Origin of the sequence: Bradyrhizobium sp., assembly GCF_004799445.1 — a bacterium.
Taxonomy (GTDB): Bacteria; Pseudomonadota; Alphaproteobacteria; order Rhizobiales; family Xanthobacteraceae; genus Bradyrhizobium.
Window position 1 is genome coordinate 1 of record NZ_SSNA01000055.1, and the last position, 15,581, is coordinate 15,581.

14 protein-coding genes are annotated in these 15,581 nt (G+C 62.1%); 10 read left to right on the plus strand and 4 right to left on the minus strand.

Annotation, left to right across the window (positions count from 1 at the left end; genetic code table 11):
* Nucleotides 1–229 precede the first annotated feature (229 nt).
* From E8A46_RS05710 to E8A46_RS05735, 6 genes are all read left to right on the plus strand, one after another.
* Entirely contained in the window at nt 230–988 is a 759-nt protein-coding gene (locus E8A46_RS05710) for a spermidine synthase (RefSeq protein WP_291558553.1), read from the plus strand.
* Between the two features lie 168 nt (nt 989–1,156).
* Nucleotides 1,157–2,410, plus strand: coding sequence for an ABC transporter substrate-binding protein (locus E8A46_RS05715; RefSeq protein WP_291558555.1), 1,254 nt, complete (start codon nt 1,157–1,159; stop codon nt 2,408–2,410).
* Between the two features lie 131 nt (nt 2,411–2,541).
* Entirely contained in the window at nt 2,542–3,456 is a 915-nt protein-coding gene (locus E8A46_RS05720) for a branched-chain amino acid ABC transporter permease (protein WP_291558557.1), read from the plus strand.
* The gene (locus tag E8A46_RS05725; protein WP_291558560.1) at nt 3,456–4,439 is read left to right on the plus strand and encodes a branched-chain amino acid ABC transporter permease; all 984 of its coding nucleotides are present in this window, start codon (nt 3,456–3,458) and stop codon (nt 4,437–4,439) included. The genes E8A46_RS05720 and E8A46_RS05725 overlap by 1 nt, the downstream gene beginning before the upstream one ends.
* Before the next feature lies 1 nt (nt 4,440).
* Nucleotides 4,441–5,208, plus strand: coding sequence for an ABC transporter ATP-binding protein (locus E8A46_RS05730; RefSeq protein ID WP_291558562.1), 768 nt, complete (start codon nt 4,441–4,443; stop codon nt 5,206–5,208).
* Nucleotides 5,205–5,924 (plus strand): ABC transporter ATP-binding protein, encoded by a 720-nt coding sequence (locus E8A46_RS05735; protein WP_291558564.1) that lies wholly within the window; start codon nt 5,205–5,207, stop codon nt 5,922–5,924. Before E8A46_RS05730 ends, E8A46_RS05735 begins: the two co-directional genes overlap by 4 nt.
* Nucleotides 5,925–5,970: 46 nt before the next feature.
* Here E8A46_RS05735 and E8A46_RS05740 read toward each other — a convergent pair whose 3' ends face one another.
* Genes E8A46_RS05740 through E8A46_RS05750 form a run of 3 tightly spaced genes read right to left on the minus strand, consistent with a single transcriptional unit; the run spans nt 5,971 to nt 10,915 of the window.
* On the minus strand, nt 5,971–6,546 hold the full coding sequence (locus E8A46_RS05740) for an invasion associated locus B family protein (protein WP_291558566.1): 576 nt from the start codon (nt 6,544–6,546) through the stop codon (nt 5,971–5,973).
* A 56-nt stretch (nt 6,547–6,602) separates the two neighbouring features.
* Nucleotides 6,603–9,749 (minus strand): efflux RND transporter permease subunit, encoded by a 3,147-nt coding sequence (locus tag E8A46_RS05745; protein WP_291558568.1) that lies wholly within the window; start codon nt 9,747–9,749, stop codon nt 6,603–6,605.
* Complete coding sequence (locus E8A46_RS05750) at nt 9,746–10,915, minus strand: efflux RND transporter periplasmic adaptor subunit (RefSeq protein WP_291558570.1); 1,170 nt, start codon at nt 10,913–10,915, stop codon at nt 9,746–9,748. Before E8A46_RS05750 ends, E8A46_RS05745 begins: the two co-directional genes overlap by 4 nt.
* A gap of 149 nt (nt 10,916–11,064) precedes the next feature.
* On the opposite strand from E8A46_RS05750, the gene E8A46_RS05755 reads away from it, so the two are divergent.
* From E8A46_RS05755 to E8A46_RS05770, 4 genes are all read left to right on the plus strand, one after another.
* Nucleotides 11,065–11,526, plus strand: a complete 462-nt coding sequence (locus E8A46_RS05755; RefSeq protein WP_291558994.1) for a MarR family transcriptional regulator — start codon at nt 11,065–11,067, stop codon at nt 11,524–11,526.
* Between the two features lie 388 nt (nt 11,527–11,914).
* Entirely contained in the window at nt 11,915–12,865 is a 951-nt protein-coding gene (gene exbB, locus E8A46_RS05760; RefSeq protein ID WP_291558591.1) for a tonB-system energizer ExbB, read from the plus strand.
* A 3-nt stretch (nt 12,866–12,868) separates the two neighbouring features.
* The gene (gene exbD, locus E8A46_RS05765) at nt 12,869–13,342 is read left to right on the plus strand and encodes a TonB system transport protein ExbD (protein ID WP_291558593.1); all 474 of its coding nucleotides are present in this window, start codon (nt 12,869–12,871) and stop codon (nt 13,340–13,342) included.
* Nucleotides 13,343–13,425: 83 nt separating this feature from the next.
* A complete protein-coding gene (locus E8A46_RS05770) occupies nt 13,426–14,220 on the plus strand; it encodes an energy transducer TonB (protein ID WP_291558595.1) in 795 nt (264 codons plus the stop codon).
* A gap of 89 nt (nt 14,221–14,309) precedes the next feature.
* On the opposite strand, the gene E8A46_RS05775 is transcribed toward E8A46_RS05770, so the two are convergent.
* Nucleotides 14,310–15,548, minus strand: a complete 1,239-nt coding sequence (locus E8A46_RS05775) for an ABC transporter substrate-binding protein (protein ID WP_291558597.1) — start codon at nt 15,546–15,548, stop codon at nt 14,310–14,312.
* Between the last annotated feature and the right edge of the window lie 33 nt (nt 15,549–15,581).

Here is a 15,581-nt window from a genome sequence, read left to right on the forward strand (position 1 = left end):
GCTACCGTTACACCATTCCCCAAAAAATACTGAACAGATTCAATAGGTTGAATGTTCTGTCAGCTGACGACCCGTGGGGGACGTGCAAATCCCTCCCAAGCGTGCGCCGTTCTACCCGCTCAGAACCGGCCTTGGCAAGCACGGGGCGATACTGCTCTGCTGGCCGGGCCGCGGCGGTCCGCAGCCATCGTGCCCGTGTCCTTGCTGTCGCAGTCAGGTCGATCATCCCATGAGCGTGAATTTCGAGGAGCTCGATTTCCGCCCCACCGCGATGGGCACGCTCAGCCTGCGCCGCCGCAGGTCGCTCACGTCGGGGGGCGACATCTACGAGATCAAACTCGACGATGCCTTCTTGATGTCGAGCCAGTTCACCGCCGCCGAGATCGCGCTGGCGCGCCTCGGATTGGACGCCGTTGATCGCGACGGGCTCGACGTCGTGGTCGGCGGCCTCGGACTCGGCTACACCGCGCTCGCCGTGCTCGAAAATCCGAAGGTCCGATCGCTGATCGTGATTGACGCGCTGGCCGAGGTGATCGAATGGCACGAACAGGAATTGTTGCCGCTCGGCAAGCCGCTCACCGGTGATCCACGTTGCCGCTTGCTCCATGGCGACTTCTTCGCGATGTCGGATGCCGCCGCCGGATTCGATTCCGACAGACCGGGGCGCCGCTTCGACGCGGTGCTGGTGGATATCGACCATTCGCCGCGAAACCTGCTGCATCCGCGCCATGCCGCGCTGTACCAGCCCGAAGGGCTTGCCCGGCTCGCGACGCATCTGCATCCCGGCGGCGTTTTCGCGCTCTGGTCGAACGACCCGCCGGACCACGCGTTTGAGCAGGTGCTGGCCGAGACTTTCGCGACGTCGGCGGCGCATGTTGTGACCTTCGACAATTTGCGCGGGGAGCACGAGGCGAGCAACACCGTCTATGTCGGGGTCAAGGCTGACGTGCAGAAGGCAGCGACAGAGGTGGCGCCTTCAGCCGCATGATGGTCGCGCAACGGAGACGCGCAAGGCGGTCACGCAAACTTGCCCCGGCCAACCGGGCATGCCATGCTGAAAGCGCCAAAAAATAAGGGAAGAGCGGGCGGCAACGCCTCGCTCATTCCGGCCTTAAGAGCCTGGCTAAGGGGTGACGCGTCTCGGAGACAATCAGACATGATATCCAAGCATTTCCTCGGGCTGCTTTGCGCCGCCGCGATTTGCGTTTTGCCGGCGGATCATGCGTTCGCGCAGGAAAAGACCGTCAAGGTCGGTGCGGTATTTCCACTGAGCGGCGGCTCTGCCAGCGCCGGCGTCCATGCCAAGGCCGCGATCGAAGTCGCGATGGATATCATCAACAATGCGCACCCGGAGTTCGGCAATTTCCCGCTTGCCAAGAGCGCAGGCTTCGCAGGGCTCGGCGGCGCCAAGGTCGAGGCGGTGTTCGCCGACAATCAGGGCAGCCCGGCCACCGGACAGAACCAGACCTTGCGGTTGATCACCGAAGAGAAGGTGGTGGCGATCACCGGCGCCTATCAGTCCGGCGTCACACTGACGGCAAGCGCGATTGCTGAAAAATACGGAATACCTTTCGTCAACGGCGAGTCGGTGGCCGCCAACCTGACCGAGCGCGGCTTCAAATGGTTCTTTCGCGTCACGCCGGTCGCAGCCGATTTCGCCAGGATCTTTTTCGAGTTCCTTGCCGATATGAAGGCAGCGGGTGCCAAGACCGACAACGTCGCGATCGTCCATGACACTACGGAATACGGCACCTCGGTCGCGAGCGTGATCGCAAGCGTGTTCAAGGAGAGGGGCCAGACCATCGCGCTCGATATCGCCTACACTTCCAATGCGACGGATGTGCAGAGCCAGGTTTTGCAGCTCAAGGAGAAGAAGCCCGACGTCGTGATCATGATTGCCTACACGTCGGACGCGATTCTCTATCAGAAGACCATGCAGTCGCTCGACTACAAGCCGCCGATGATCATCGCCGATGATTCCGGATACTCCGATCCATCCTTCATCAAGGCGGTCGGCAAAATCTCGCAAGGCGCCTTCAACCGCTCGTCATGGAGCGTCGGCCCGCCCGGTTCGCCGACCGCCCTGATTGCCGAGATGTATAAAAAGAAGAGCGGTGACGACTTGGACGATACCGCCGCGCGGGCGATGCAGGCGTTCTTCGTGCTGTGTGAAGCCATCGATCGCGCGGGTTCGACCGAGCCTGCCAAGATCCAGGCGGCGCTGAAGGCCACGGACCTCAAGCCCGATCAGTTGATGATGGGCTATAAGGGCGTCAAGTTCGACGAAAAGGGCCAGAACATGCTGGCGGCCGGCCTCATCATTCAGTTGCAGGACGGCGAGAATTATGTCGCGGTCTGGCCGAAGGCCAGCGCCGGGAAGGCACCTGTTCTGCCTTACAAGGGCTGGTAAGGTATCGAGCGCGGGGTAGTTGGTCCCGCGCTTTCCAGTCTTGCCGTCATTGCGAGCGCAAGCGAAGCAATCCATGCCAACCCCGGGAAAGATGGTTTGCTTCGCCGTTTCGCTCCTCGCAATGACGATCGATGCGACCTAACCTGATCGGTCGCGTCGCCATCGAAAAGAATCACGGCACCATGTCCTCCATCCTCGTTCAGGTGATTGTCGGTGGCCTGCTCCTCGGCGCCGTCTATGCGTTGTTTTCCTCGGGCCTCACGCTGGTCTGGGGCATGATGAACATCGTCAACTTCGCCCACGGCGATTTCGTGATGCTCGGCATGTACGTGGCGTTCGTGGTCTGGACGCTGTTCGGCGCGGGGCCGTGGGCCGGCGCGCCGATTGCCGCGCTGGTGCTGGCGACACTCGGCGTCGTGGTCTACTTCGGACTGATCCGTGACATCATGAAAGGGCCGATGCTGGCCCAGATCCTTGGCACCTTCGGGCTCGCGCTTCTTTTGCGCTATTCTGTATTCTGGTGGTTCGGGGCCAACTTCCTGTCATTGCCGGAAAATCTTGTCGGCGGCACGTTCGATATCGTGGGCCTGAGAATCCAGGCTTCGCGCTTGCTTGCCGGCGTGGTCGCGCTGCTGGTGACGCTCGGGTTGCACCTGCTTTTGACGCGTACCTCGCTGGGATCGAAAATGCTGGCAGTCGCCGAGGATTCGACCGCCGCGCAGCTGATGGGTATCCGGCCGGACACCATGCAGGCCATTGCCTGGGCGATCGCCGCGGGAGCAACGGGTCTTGCCGGCGCGCTGATCGCGACATTCTTTTACATCGTGCCGACCGTCGGCGAGACCTTGGGCATCGTTGCCTTCGTCACGGTGTCGCTGGGCGGTTTCGGCAGCGTGCCCGGCGCGCTGGTGGCGGGGCTCCTGATCGGGGTCATCGAGTCGCTGTCGGCGTACCTGATCGGCGCCGTCTACAAGGACATGGTGGTGTATTCCCTGTTCCTCGGCTTCCTCTGGTTCAGGCCGCAGGGCCTGATGGGCAAGATGTGATGCGGCGCTGGCTTTGGCTTTCGGTGGCGCTGGCGCTGGTCGTCGCCTATCCGCTGGTGCTGTCGACGCCGTTCCAGCAGCGGCTCGGCGCGCTGGTGCTGTTGTATGCGATCGCAGCATCGGCCTGGAACGTCGTCGGTGGCTATGCCGGCCAGGTGTCGGTGGGGCATGTCGTGTTCTTCGGTTGCGGCGCCTACGCCGCGATGGGCGCTTACGCCCATTTCGGATTATCGCCGCTGGTGGGCATTCCGGTCGGCATCGTCGTGAGCGTTGCGATATCGGCTGTCGTCGGCGTGCCGACGTTGCGGCTGTCGGGACACTATTTCAGCATGGCCACGATCGCGGTGGCTGAACTCGTCAGGTTGATTGTCACCAACACCGACTATCTCGGTGCCGCCGTCGGGCTGAGCGGTCCGACCGTGCCGCGCAACGTCTTCGACCTCTCGTTCATATCGGCGTTGCCGTATTATTACCTGTTTCTGACGATCCTCGCGATCACGCTTGGCATCACCTGGTGGATGGTCAATAGCCGGATGGGATTTTACCTTCGCGCCATCCGCGACTCCGAACGCGCGGCGCGTTCGCTGGGCGCTCCCGCAAGCCGCACCAAGCTTTATGCCTTTATGCTGAGCGCCGGTCTGACCAGCGTCGCCGGCGCGCTGTACGCGATGATGTTTGGATTTGTCGATCCGGAGTCCGGCCTTGGCATCCTGATCTCGGTGAAAATCCTGATCATGGCCGCGCTCGGCGGCGCCGGCCTGCTGTTCGGGCCGCTGGTAGGCGCTGCGATCCTGGTGCCGCTGGAAGAGATCTCCAACAATCTGTTGGGCGGCAAAGGCGCCGGCCTGACCTTTGTTCTGTACGGCGCGATGATCGTGCTGATCGCGCGGTTTCAGCCCGGCGGCATTCTGACTCTGATCAATCGCGTTTGGGCGAAACGAAACGGCAGGATGCCGAAAACCGAAGCGGCGAGGGGAGCTTAACGTGCTCCTTGAAGCCCGCGAGGTCACCAAGGCTTTTGGCAGCTTCAAGGCCGTCGACGCGGCCTCGGTCACGCTGGAGCAGGGCGACATCCTCGGCCTGATCGGGCCGAACGGTGCCGGTAAATCCACCTTCTTCAATTGTCTGACCGGTGATCTGTTGTCGACTTCCGGAACGGTCCTGTTCGAAGGCCGCGACATCACCAATCTGACGCCCGAAGCCCGCGCGCAGATCGGGCTTGCACGTACCTTCCAGGTGCCGCAGACGTTCGAGGGCATGTCGGTGCTGGAGAACGTGATGATCGGCGCGTTTCTTCGCACTTCCCGAAGGTCCGAGGCCGAGACGCGCGCGCGTGCCGTGCTGGAGCGTGTCGGCATGGCAAGGCTCGCGGATGCGCCGGCGCGATCCCTGGGCACGCCGGGCCGCAAGCGTCTTGAAATCGCGCGGGCGCTTGCCACCGAGCCCAGGGTTTTGCTGCTTGATGAAGCGATGGCAGGCCTGACCCAGCGCGAAGTGCAGCTCGCCATCGATCTTGTGCGCGACATTCATCGCTCCGGCATTACCCTCGTTATTGTCGAACACATCATGGAAGTCATCATGTCGCTGGCGACCCGGGTCGTGGTGTTTCACCAGGGCCGCGAGATCGCGCGCGGCAGCCCGAGCGAGGTGACAGGCAACCCGGCTGTCATCGAAGCCTATCTCGGCAAGCGCGCTGCCAAGGCCGCCGCTGGCCACACCCCGATCGAGCTGATGGGCGGACCCGCGACATGACCGTCCCCTTGCTCAAAATCGAGCATCTGGAAGTTCGCTATGGCGACCTGATCGGCGTCTCCGATGTCTCCCTCGATGTGCCCGAGGGCAGCGTCGTCGCGCTGCTCGGCTCCAATGGCGGCGGCAAGACCACGGTTCTCAACGCCGTCGCCGGCCTGATCCCGGTGCATTCCGGTAGCATCGGATTTCGCGGGCAGGAGATCGGCGGCCAGAGCGCGTTTTCGATCGTGCGCAAGGGTCTAGCCTTGTCGCCGGAAGGCTGGCGGTTGTTCGTGCAGCAAAGCGTTGAGAATAACCTCAGGCTGGGAGCGACCCCGCTGCGCGACAAGGCGCGCGCGGCGGCGCTGCTTGAGCGCGTCTACGAAATTTTTCCGAAGCTTGCGGAGCGGCGCGGCCAGCGCGCCGGCACCATGTCCGGCGGCGAACGGCAGATGCTGGCGGTCGGTCGCGCCCTGATGAGCGACCCGAAACTCCTGATGCTGGACGAGCCGTCGCTGGGCCTGGCGCCGGCCGTGGTCGAATCGATGTACGAGACTTTCGGCCGGCTGCACCAGGAAGGGTTGACGATCCTGCTCGCAGAGCAATCCATCGAGCTCGCGCTCGAAGTTTCGGATTTCGCGACTGTGCTGCAAGTCGGCAAGAGCGTCTTGTCGGGTACCGCAGCCAATCTCGCCAACGATCCGCAGGTGCAGAAGGCCTATCTCGGCACCGGCTGACGCCCGCAGCGCGACCAGCCGGCAGGGTGACTGCGATCCCGTCCAGCTATTTTATCTTGTCGTATGCGGCGGCGAAGTCATTGAGCGGCATTGGGATCGTGATGGTTTCCTTGGCGAGGTCCTGGAACGACACCTTCAACTGCTTTCCGGATTTGAGGGCGGTCAGCAGTTCGGGGGTGACCGCAGTGCTGGCGTAGCAGCCTCGGTTTTCACAGGTCTGGATCGGCAGGTCGACCACCTTGCCGTCATCGACCTGGAATTTCGCGCCGGTCTGCAGATTGAGTCCCAGCGGCAACTGCACGAGTGCGAGCGGTGCGCGGCTATCGCCCGGCACGCGAATGACGACAAGGACCAGGACTTGTCCGGTCTTGGTGAGGATCGCGTTCTGTTCGATGGTGCATTCGAGCGCGGCATCGCGGCTCACGCTGTTGCAGTGCGCGGCCCAGCCGGGCGAGGCCGGAGGGGCTGCCGGGGCAGCGCCGGATGGCGAGGGCGCGGGCGCCGGTGCTGGCGTCGCCTGGGGCTGGCCCTTGGACTTGGGCGCCTGCTGGGCAAGGCTGAACCCGATCGGTCCGAAGGACGCGATGGCAGCGAGAATCGCCAATTTCAGGGTTATTTTCACAGATCAACCTCCGGGGAACATCTCCCCCGATGCGGCGGCAGGCGATCAAAGTCAAGTCACTCGGCCGCTTCTTTGACGGCGCCGTGCTCGGCAATATGACCGTCATCGTCGTCCTTCGAGCGGCCCCAGTTTGAAAAGGCCACCGAAAGCTTGTCGAGATAGAGGTACACGACGGGCGTCGTGAACAAGGTGAGCGCCTGGCTGACCAACAGGCCGCCGACCATTGCGTAGCCGAGCGGCTGGCGGATTTCCGATCCGGTACCGGTTCCCAGCATCAGCGGCACGCCGCCGAGCATGGCCGCCATGGTCGTCATCATGATCGGGCGGAACCGCAGCAGGGCAGCCTTCCGGATCGACTGCTCCGGGGAGAGATGCTCGTCGCGCTCGGCCGAGATCGCGAAATCGACCATCATGATTCCGTTCTTCTTGACGATGCCGATCAGCAGGATGATGCCGATCAATGCGATCAGGCTGAAGTCGTATCCAAACGCCATCAGGATCGCCAGCGCGCCAACGCCTGCGGAGGGCAGCGTCGACAGAATGGTCAGCGGATGAATGTAGCTTTCATAGAGAATGCCGAGGATCAGGTAAACGACCACGAGCGCCGCCAGAATCAAGAGCGGTACGGTGCCGAGCGACTGCTGGAATGCCTGCGCGGTACCCTGGAAGCTCGAACTGAGCGTCGCAGGCGTGCCGAGATCGGCCATCGCCTTTTGCACGGCATCGGTCGCTTGCCCGAGGGCTGCGTTCTGCGCGAGGTTGAAGCTGATCGTAATGGCTGGGAATTGTCCCTGGTGGCTGATCGAGAGTGCACGGACCGGCACACTGGTCCAGCTCGCGAATGCCGACAACGGAACCTGATCGCCGGTCGTAGGCGATTTGACATAAAGCTTGTCGAGGGTGTCGAAGTTGCCCTGCAACTCGGGCAGGATTTCCAGAATTACGTGGTAGCTGTTGAGTTGGGTGAAATACTGGGTCACTTGCCGCTGCCCGAACGCGTCGTAAAGCGTGTCGTCGATCAATTGCGGCTGGATGCCGTAGCGCGACGCGGTGTCGCGATTGATCTTCAGTTGCAGCGTCGTTCCCTTCGTCTGCTGGTCGGTGGCGACGTCGCGCAGCTCTGGCAGCGTCTGCATCCTGGCCAGGACCTTGGGCGCCCACTCGTTCAGTTCTTCAAGATTGGCATCCTGCAGCGTGAATTCGAACTGCGTCCGGGTCGGCCGGCCACCGAGCCGTACGTCCTGCGCCGCTTGCATATACAGGCGGGCCCCCTCTACCTTTTCAAGCTTGGGACGCAGGCGGGTGATGACCTGTTGCGCCGAGGCATCGCGTTCGCTGAGCGGTTTCAGGGTGATGAACACGCTGCCGTTATTGCCGGCCCTGCCGTTGCCGCCGATCACCATTGCCGTGGACGCGACGGCGGGGTCCGCCTGCGCGATCGCGCCAAGAGCCTCCTGCCGCCGCTTCATCTCGGCAAAGGAAATGTCCTGATTGGCTTCGGTTGTAGCGGTGATCAGGCCGATGTCTTGCTGAGGGAAGAAACCCTTGGGAATGATGACAAAGAGATAGACCGACAATCCCAGCGTAGCAAAGAAAATGACCAGCGTCGTCCGTCGCCAGCGCATGGCAACGTCGAGACCGCGTTCATAGGCGTGCAGCATCGCGTCAAAACCGCGCTCGCTCCACTGGTAGAACCGGCCGTGCTTGGGGGCCTCACTATGCGAGCGCAGGAAGCGTGATGCCATCATCGGCGTCAGCGTCAGCGAGACCACCATCGAGACGAAGATCGTCATCGCCAGCGTCACCGCGAATTCGCGGAACAGGCGCCCGATGATGCCACCCATCAGCAGAAGCGGAATCAGCACGGCGACCAGCGAAATGCTGATCGACATGATCGTGAACCCGATTTCACGGGAGCCCTTGAACGCAGCGGCAAGCGGCTTCTCGCCTTCCTCGATGTAACGGGTGATATTCTCCAGCATCACGATGGCGTCGTCGACGACGAATCCGACCGCGATCGTCAACGCCATCAACGAAAGATTGTCGAGCGTGTAGCCGAATACCCACATCAGCGCGCAGGCGCCCAGCAGTGCCAGAGGCACGGTCACGGCTGGAATTACAGTCGCCCAGAAATTGCGCAGGAAGACGAAGATGACCATGACGACGAGGGCGATGGTCAGGAGCAGCGTAAACTGCACGTCCTCGACGGCGGCGCGAATGGTCAGGGTGCGATCGCTGATGACTTCGACCTTGATTGAGGCCGGAATCGCGGCCACCAGCCTCGGCAGCAGCGACTTGATCTTGTCGACGGTTTCGATGACGTTGGCGCCGGGCTGCTTGTAGACCACCAGGAACACGCCGCGCTTGCCATTGGCCCAGGCGGCCTGCTTGGCATCTTCCGGCCCCGTCACGGCCTGGCCGATGTCGCGAATCCGCAAAGGACCGCCATTGCGGTAAGCGATGATGACGTCGTTCCAGTCCTTCGAGTCCAGCATCTGGTCGTTGGCGTAGATCGTGAAGGCGCGCTTCTCGCCGTCGATGTTGCCCTTCGGACTGTCGACCGTCGTGATCGCAATCTGGTTACGCACGTCCTCGAGCGACAGGCCCTTGGCGACCAGTTTCGCCGGATCGACCTGGACGCGGATCGACGGTTTCTGCTGGCCGCCGATAATAACCTGCGCCACGCCGGAAATCTGGCTGATCTGCTGGGCCAGCTGGGCGTCGACGGAGTCGCTGACGGTCGTCAGCGGCAACGTGTCCGAGGTTGCCCCCAATAGCAGGATCGGCGAGTCCGCCGGGTTGACCTTGCGGTAGGTCGGGGGCGAGGGAAGGTTCTTGGGCAACTGGCCGCCGGCGGCGTTGATGGCGGCGAGGACGTCGTTGGCGGCGCCATCGATGTTGCGGTTGAGGTCGAACTGGATGGTGACGGCGGCGGTTCCCAGATAACTCGTCGAAGTCATCTGGGCGATGCCGGGAATCTGCGCGAATTGCCGCTCGAGTGGCTGCGCCACGGACGATGCCATGGTTTCAGGGCTGGCGCCCGGCAATTGAGCGGTGATCTGGATGGTCGGGAAGTCCACCTGCGGCAGCGGCGCCACCGGCAGCAGCGGATAGGCGACGAGGCCGACAAAGAGAATACCGGCCATCATCAGCGAGGTGCCGATGGGATAGCGAATAAAGGGTGCTGAAATCCCCTCGCTCATTCCTGGCGGACCTTGGGTTGGGCTGGATCCGAACTCGCCACAGCCGTGCTGACGAGGGTACCATTCTGAACCTTGAAGTGGCCCGACGTGATAACCTGCTGTCCGGGTGACAAGCCTTGCTCGATCACCGAGCGTCCGTCGATCGATTGGCTGACCTTGATCTTGCGCAGCTCAGCCTTGCTGTCCTGATTGACGACAAAAGCATAGAGGCCGTCGGTGCCGTGCTGGATCGCGTCGTCTGGAACCACGGTGGCGTCCTTGAGCTTCTGCACCAGGAGCCGAGTCGAGACTGATTGACCCGGCCACAATGCATGGTCCTTGTTCTCGAACACGGCCTTGAGGCGGATGGTGCCGCTGGTGGAGTCGACCTGATTGTTGACTACTGCCAGTGTTCCTTGCGCCAACGGTTTCTTGCCGTCGGTCGTGATCGCGATGGTCTTGAGCGGCTGAACCGCCTGCGCCTCATTAATATAGGGCAATTGCTCTTCGGGCGCGGTAAAAATAACGGCAATCGGCTCGATCTGGGCGATCGTGACAATGCCGGTTTGCGTCGCGGCGTTGACAATGTTGCCGACGTCGACCTGGCGCAGGCCGACGACGCCGGAGATCGGTGCCTTGATCGTGGTATAGTCGAGCTGGGTCTGGGCGTTGTAGATGGCGGCGGCGTCGGCCGCGATCTGGGCGGTCAATTGCTGGACGCTCGAGCGCTGGGTGTCCAGCTGCTGCTTGGTCGCGAACTCGCCGAGCTTGATAAAGCGCTGCAGATCCAGATTGATATTGGCCAGATTGGCCTCGTCCTGCTCCTTCTTGGCCTTGGCCTGGTCGAGCGCGGCCTGGTACGGCCGGGGATCGATCTGGGCGAGCAGATCGCCCTGATTGACCAGCTGTCCTTCCTTGAAGGCAATCTTGTCAATCTGGCCGTCGACGCGCGAGCGCACGACGACCGTGTTGAAAGCCTGAACGGTTCCTAAACTGGTCAGATAGACCGGAAAGTCGGTCTTCTCGACCGGGGCGATCGTGACGCGGACCGCGCTGCGGGCAGCCTTTTGGGCATTGTTCGCCGCCGTCGCCTGATCCTCACCGTGAAATCGCTGCCAGCCGAAATAGCCCAGCCCGGCAACGGCCAGCAGCAGCAAAATCCAACGCGTTGTCCGCGACTTGTTCATGTTGGCCCGTAGATTCAAAAAAATATAAGTAGCGGGTCTTCCCAAGGGTTCATAGAGAATCCAGATATAATATGCGTGCACTTAATGTGTAAACACACTATGGCTTGAGAAACCCTAAACAATTCGCAATCTTGGGGGTCATGGAACGCATGTCTCTCGATCTGAAAAAGCAGCTAATTACACAACTTGTCGAAAGTTCGCGCTTTTTGCGCAACTATATCGATCATCGCGCCAAGGGCCGTGGCACGACCCGCGCGCAGTGGATTGTGCTGTTCCGGTTGCGCGATCAGGAGGGGTTGTCCCAGGTGGATCTGGCGGATGTGCTCGAGCTGCAACCGATCTCGCTGGTGCGCCTGCTCGACCGGCTGGTCGAACATGGCCTTGTCGAGCGCCGGCACGACCCCAGGGATCGCCGGGCCAACCGCCTGTTCCTCACCGCGAGCGGACGCCAGCTCGCCGATGATCTCGACAGCCTGCGCGACGGCATTGCCACCGATGTGCTGCGGGACGTTCCGGCCGCGGCCATCGAAACCAGCCTCAAGACGCTTCGGGACATCAAGGAGCGGATCAAGGCCTTCGCCGAGCCTTCCGGCAGTGTCGCGGCGAAGTGAGGCGGCGACCCGGCGGCTCATTGCAGGTTGGTCAGCGCGTGTTGAAATCGTCCTGCGATGCGGTTGCGCTGCCGAGACCGGCGATCACTTCATTAAGATCGGTCAAACGTTGAGACCAGGTCGAACGCAAGTCTGTGATCCGGCGGAAACTCCGCACATCGACATGGATGACTGATTAGAACGGTTTCAAACTGTCCGTTTAGAATCATTTCGATGTGGTGTTGCACCGGGCGTTGCGCCTTTTTTCGCGACACGGAGCGTGTTACGGAATGCCTGCGTCCGCGGCCTGATCGTCTTCTTGATCGCGCAATTCAGGGGCTGACCCTGAAACGGTCAAATTGACCGGTATCTGTCACAACTCTTTATCCTTCTGCGGCTGAGCCCAACCATGTCCACATCACGTTTTCGAGCGATCCAGGGCCTGATCTTCGCGCTGTCGATGCTGTCGATGGCGCAGCCTTCGCTCGCGCAACAAAAGATGGTGCCGGCCCCGCCGCAGGCGCCGCTGCCGTCTCCATCACAGTCTGTTCCGGCGCAGGCGGTTGCTCCGCCCCCGGCCGTTGCTCAGCCCGCTCAGCCCGCAGTGAGCGATGCGGCCGCAGCGCCAGCGGACAACGCCGGTCGAGCTCTGAAATCGACGACCGTGGCGCTGCGCGAATTGTCGCCGTGGTCGATGTTCCTGTCGGCCGATGTCCTGGTGAAGGCTGTGATGATCGGCCTGGCTTTTGCCTCGCTGGTGACGTGGACCATTTTCTTCGCAAAAATGATCGAGCTTTCGCTGGTTCAGCGCAGTCTGCGTGCCGCGCTCGGCAAAATCAGCGATGCAAGATCGCTGGCGGATGCGCAATTCGCGTTGGGAGCAAAGGAAAGCGTATTGTCGTTGTTGCTGGCGGCGGCGATGCGCGAGGCGCGGCTGTCGGCGGGAATTTCCAGCGACGCCGGCATCAAGGAGCGGGCGGCATCGAGCTTTGCCGAGATCGTGCGCGCGGAAGCGCGCCGGATCCGGCTCGGCATGGGACTGCTTGCAACCATCGGCGCGACATCGCCGTTCGTCGGGCTGTTCGGCACGGTGTGGGGCATCATGAACAGCTTTATCGGCATTTCGAAATCGCAGACGACCAATCTCGCCGTCGTCGCCCCCGGCATTGCCGAAGCGCTGCTGGCGACCGCGATGGGCCTGGTGGCGGCCATTCCGGCGGTGATCATTTACAATCATTTCGCGCGGCTGACGAAGGGCTATCTCGAGCAGGTCGGGCGGTCGTCGGGCGCCGCGGCACGATTGCTGTCGCGCGACCTCGATCGCACCCACGGCAGCACGCACTCACGCGCCGCGGAGTAGACGATGGGAGCCTCGATCACGGATACGGAGATTGATGACGACGGCGATTTCGCGGAAACCCACGAGATCAACGTCACGCCTTTCATCGACGTCATCCTGGTCCTGCTGATCATCTTCATGGTGGCGGCGCCGTTGTCGACCGTCGACCTTCCGGTCGATCTTCCGACCTCGACTGCGACCCCGCAGAAGAAGCCGGACAAGCCGACCTATGTCAGCATCAAGCCGGATCTTGCGGTGGCGATCGGAGAAACCGCGGTCAAGCGCGTCGATCTGGTGCGCTCGCTCGATGCGATGGCGGACGCCAGCAAGGACCGATTTATCTTCCTGCGCGCTGATCGCGCCGTACCCTATGGTGAACTGATGGACGTGCTGGAAATCCTGCGCGCCGGCGGCTACGCGAAGATCAAGCTGGTGGCGCTGGAAGGCGTTTCGGAATCCGCGACGCCGCCTTCGGTATCCGAAAACCCCAAGCCTTAGGTTGCGAAGCCTTAGACTACTTAGACTACGAAGTCGCAGACTACGAAGCCTTAGACTAAGAAGTGCTGGATCCTCAAATCGCGATGCCCAAGTTCGACACCGAACCAAGACCTTCGCTGCGGCTGTGGATGATCGCCGCAGTGGGCGCGGTCGTGCTGCATGTCGGCGGTGCGGCGCTGGCGGTGGCGCATCTGCGGACCGACGAACCCGACGATACGTTCGGCACGCCGGCGATCGAGATCGGGCTCGAAATGACCGCGCCGCATCTCGAGCCGACCGATCTGCCTGCGGGTCCGGACGCGGAGGCTTCGGTGGCCTCGCCCGCGCTCGCCGAACAGAAGGCCGAGGTCAAGGAGACCGAGCTTCCGAAGGACGTTCCGACCGAAACCGACGATCCCGATCGCGTGGTGGCGCCGAACAGCCCGACCAAGCCGAAAGAAGACGATTCAAAGGTCGCCGAGGTGCAGACTTCCGCCTCGATGGAGTCGGTCGCCGCCGAGGCAACCGCGACGCCCAGCTCCGAAGCCATCCCGGAGGGGCCGCGTTCGGTGGCGCCCGCGCAGGGCACCGGAGCAAGCGCCCAGCGCCTGCGCGCCACATGGCAGAAGGAACTGATCGCCCATCTCGACCGGCACAAGCGCTACCCCGCGGAGCGCTCGCAGAAGAGCGCCGAGATCGTGGTCAGTTTCGCGCTGGATCGGATGGGCCATGTGCTGTCGGCGAGCATCGTCAAGGGGTCGGGCGATACGGCTTTCGACGAGGCGGCGCTGGCGATGGTCCGACGATCCGATCCGGTGCCGCAGCCTCCGCCGACGGTGGCCGACGAGGGATTGAATTTCACCTTGCCGGTGATCTTCAAGCTCAAGGGGCATGGCTGAAGGTCAGTGCTGCGAACCATCAGCGGCCTCGAAACCGAAAACGCCCGGCGAGGGTGCGCCGGGCTTCCGGGTCGATCGGGTGACTTTGATCAGCTCTTCTTGACCATCGGGCAAACGCTCTTCTCCAGCGGGATGAAGGCTTCATCCGCCGGGATCGTGGCGATCAGCTTGTAATAATCCCAGGGATATTTCGATTCCGCCGGCTTCTTCACCTCGAACAGATAGGCCGGGTGAATCTTGCGGCCGTCGGCGCGGATAGAGCCTCTGCCAAACAACGGATCGTCGGTCGGCATTTCCTTCATCTTGTTGACGACCTTGACGCCGTCATGCGGATTGCCGCCCAGCGCCTCAAGCGCCTTGAAGTAATGGATCAGCGACGAATATACGCCGGCCTGAACCATGGTCGGCGGGTTCTTCTTGAACCGCTCGTTGAAGCGCTTGGTGAAGGCCCGGGTCTTGTCGTTCATGTCCCAGTAAAACGTTTCGGTGAAATTCAGGCCCTGCGCGACATTCAGCCCGAGCGCGTTGACGTCGGTGATGAACATCAGCATGCCCGCGAGCTTTTGCCCGCCCGCGACGATGCCGAACTCCGCCGCCTGCTTGATGGCGTTCGTGGTATCGCCGCCGGCATTGGCAAGTCCGATGATTTTCGCCTTCGAGCTCTGCGCCTGCAGCAGGAACGAGGAGAAGTCGGCATTGTTGAGGGGATGCTTGACGCCGCCAAGCACCTTGCCGCCGTTGGCGATCACGACCGCGCTGGTGTCGCGCTCGAGCGCCTGGCCGAACGCGTAGTCGGCGGTCAGGAAGAACCAGGTGTCGCCGCCCGACTTGACCAACGCCTTGCCGGTGCCGTTGGCTAGCATGTAGGTGTCATAGACCCAATGCACCGTGTTGGGCGAGCATTGCGAGCCCGTGAGATCGGAGGAAGCCGAGCCTGAGTTCAGGTTGACGACGTTTCTCTCCTTCGCCACGTTGGCGACCGCAAGGCCGACACCGGAACTGGCGAGATCGACGAACACGTCGACCTTCTCGACGTCGATCCACTGCTTGGCGATGTTGGTGCCGACGTCCGGCTTGTTCTGGTGATCGGCCGAGATCAAATCGATTTTCCAGCCCTTGGCCAAGAGTCCGGAATCCTCGATCGCCATTTGCGCAGCGACGGACGAGCCCGGGCCGCCGATGTCCTGGTAGAGACCGGATTGATCGCCGAGGCTTCCGACCTTGACGATCTTGTCGAGCTTGTGCTGGGCGAGCGCGGCGCCGCCGAACCCAAGACCTGTAAATCCGAGAGTGGCAGCCAGCATCAGGGCTGCGATCGATCGCTTCATTTCCCCTCCCAATTTTTGTTGTGAATTAGCAAT

What these genes read in the sequence shown, in the direction of transcription:
- E8A46_RS05710 (WP_291558553.1), top strand. Translation starts at nt 230, where the DNA reads ATGAGCGTGAATTTCGAGGAGCTCGATTTCCGCCCCACCGCGATGGGC.
- E8A46_RS05715 (WP_291558555.1), top strand. Translation starts at nt 1,157, where the DNA reads ATGATATCCAAGCATTTCCTCGGGCTGCTTTGCGCCGCCGCGATTTGC.
- E8A46_RS05720 (WP_291558557.1), top strand. Translation starts at nt 2,542, where the DNA reads ATGCGACCTAACCTGATCGGTCGCGTCGCCATCGAAAAGAATCACGGC.
- E8A46_RS05725 (WP_291558560.1), top strand. Translation starts at nt 3,456, where the DNA reads ATGCGGCGCTGGCTTTGGCTTTCGGTGGCGCTGGCGCTGGTCGTCGCC.
- E8A46_RS05735 (WP_291558564.1), top strand. Translation starts at nt 5,205, where the DNA reads ATGACCGTCCCCTTGCTCAAAATCGAGCATCTGGAAGTTCGCTATGGC.
- E8A46_RS05745 (WP_291558568.1), bottom strand. Translation starts at nt 9,749, where the DNA reads ATGAGCGAGGGGATTTCAGCACCCTTTATTCGCTATCCCATCGGCACC.
- E8A46_RS05750 (WP_291558570.1), bottom strand. Translation starts at nt 10,915, where the DNA reads ATGAACAAGTCGCGGACAACGCGTTGGATTTTGCTGCTGCTGGCCGTT.
- E8A46_RS05755 (WP_291558994.1), top strand. Translation starts at nt 11,065, where the DNA reads ATGTCTCTCGATCTGAAAAAGCAGCTAATTACACAACTTGTCGAAAGT.
- exbB (WP_291558591.1), top strand. Translation starts at nt 11,915, where the DNA reads ATGTCCACATCACGTTTTCGAGCGATCCAGGGCCTGATCTTCGCGCTG.
- exbD (WP_291558593.1), top strand. Translation starts at nt 12,869, where the DNA reads ATGGGAGCCTCGATCACGGATACGGAGATTGATGACGACGGCGATTTC.
- E8A46_RS05770 (WP_291558595.1), top strand. Translation starts at nt 13,426, where the DNA reads ATGCCCAAGTTCGACACCGAACCAAGACCTTCGCTGCGGCTGTGGATG.
- E8A46_RS05775 (WP_291558597.1), bottom strand. Translation starts at nt 15,548, where the DNA reads ATGAAGCGATCGATCGCAGCCCTGATGCTGGCTGCCACTCTCGGATTT.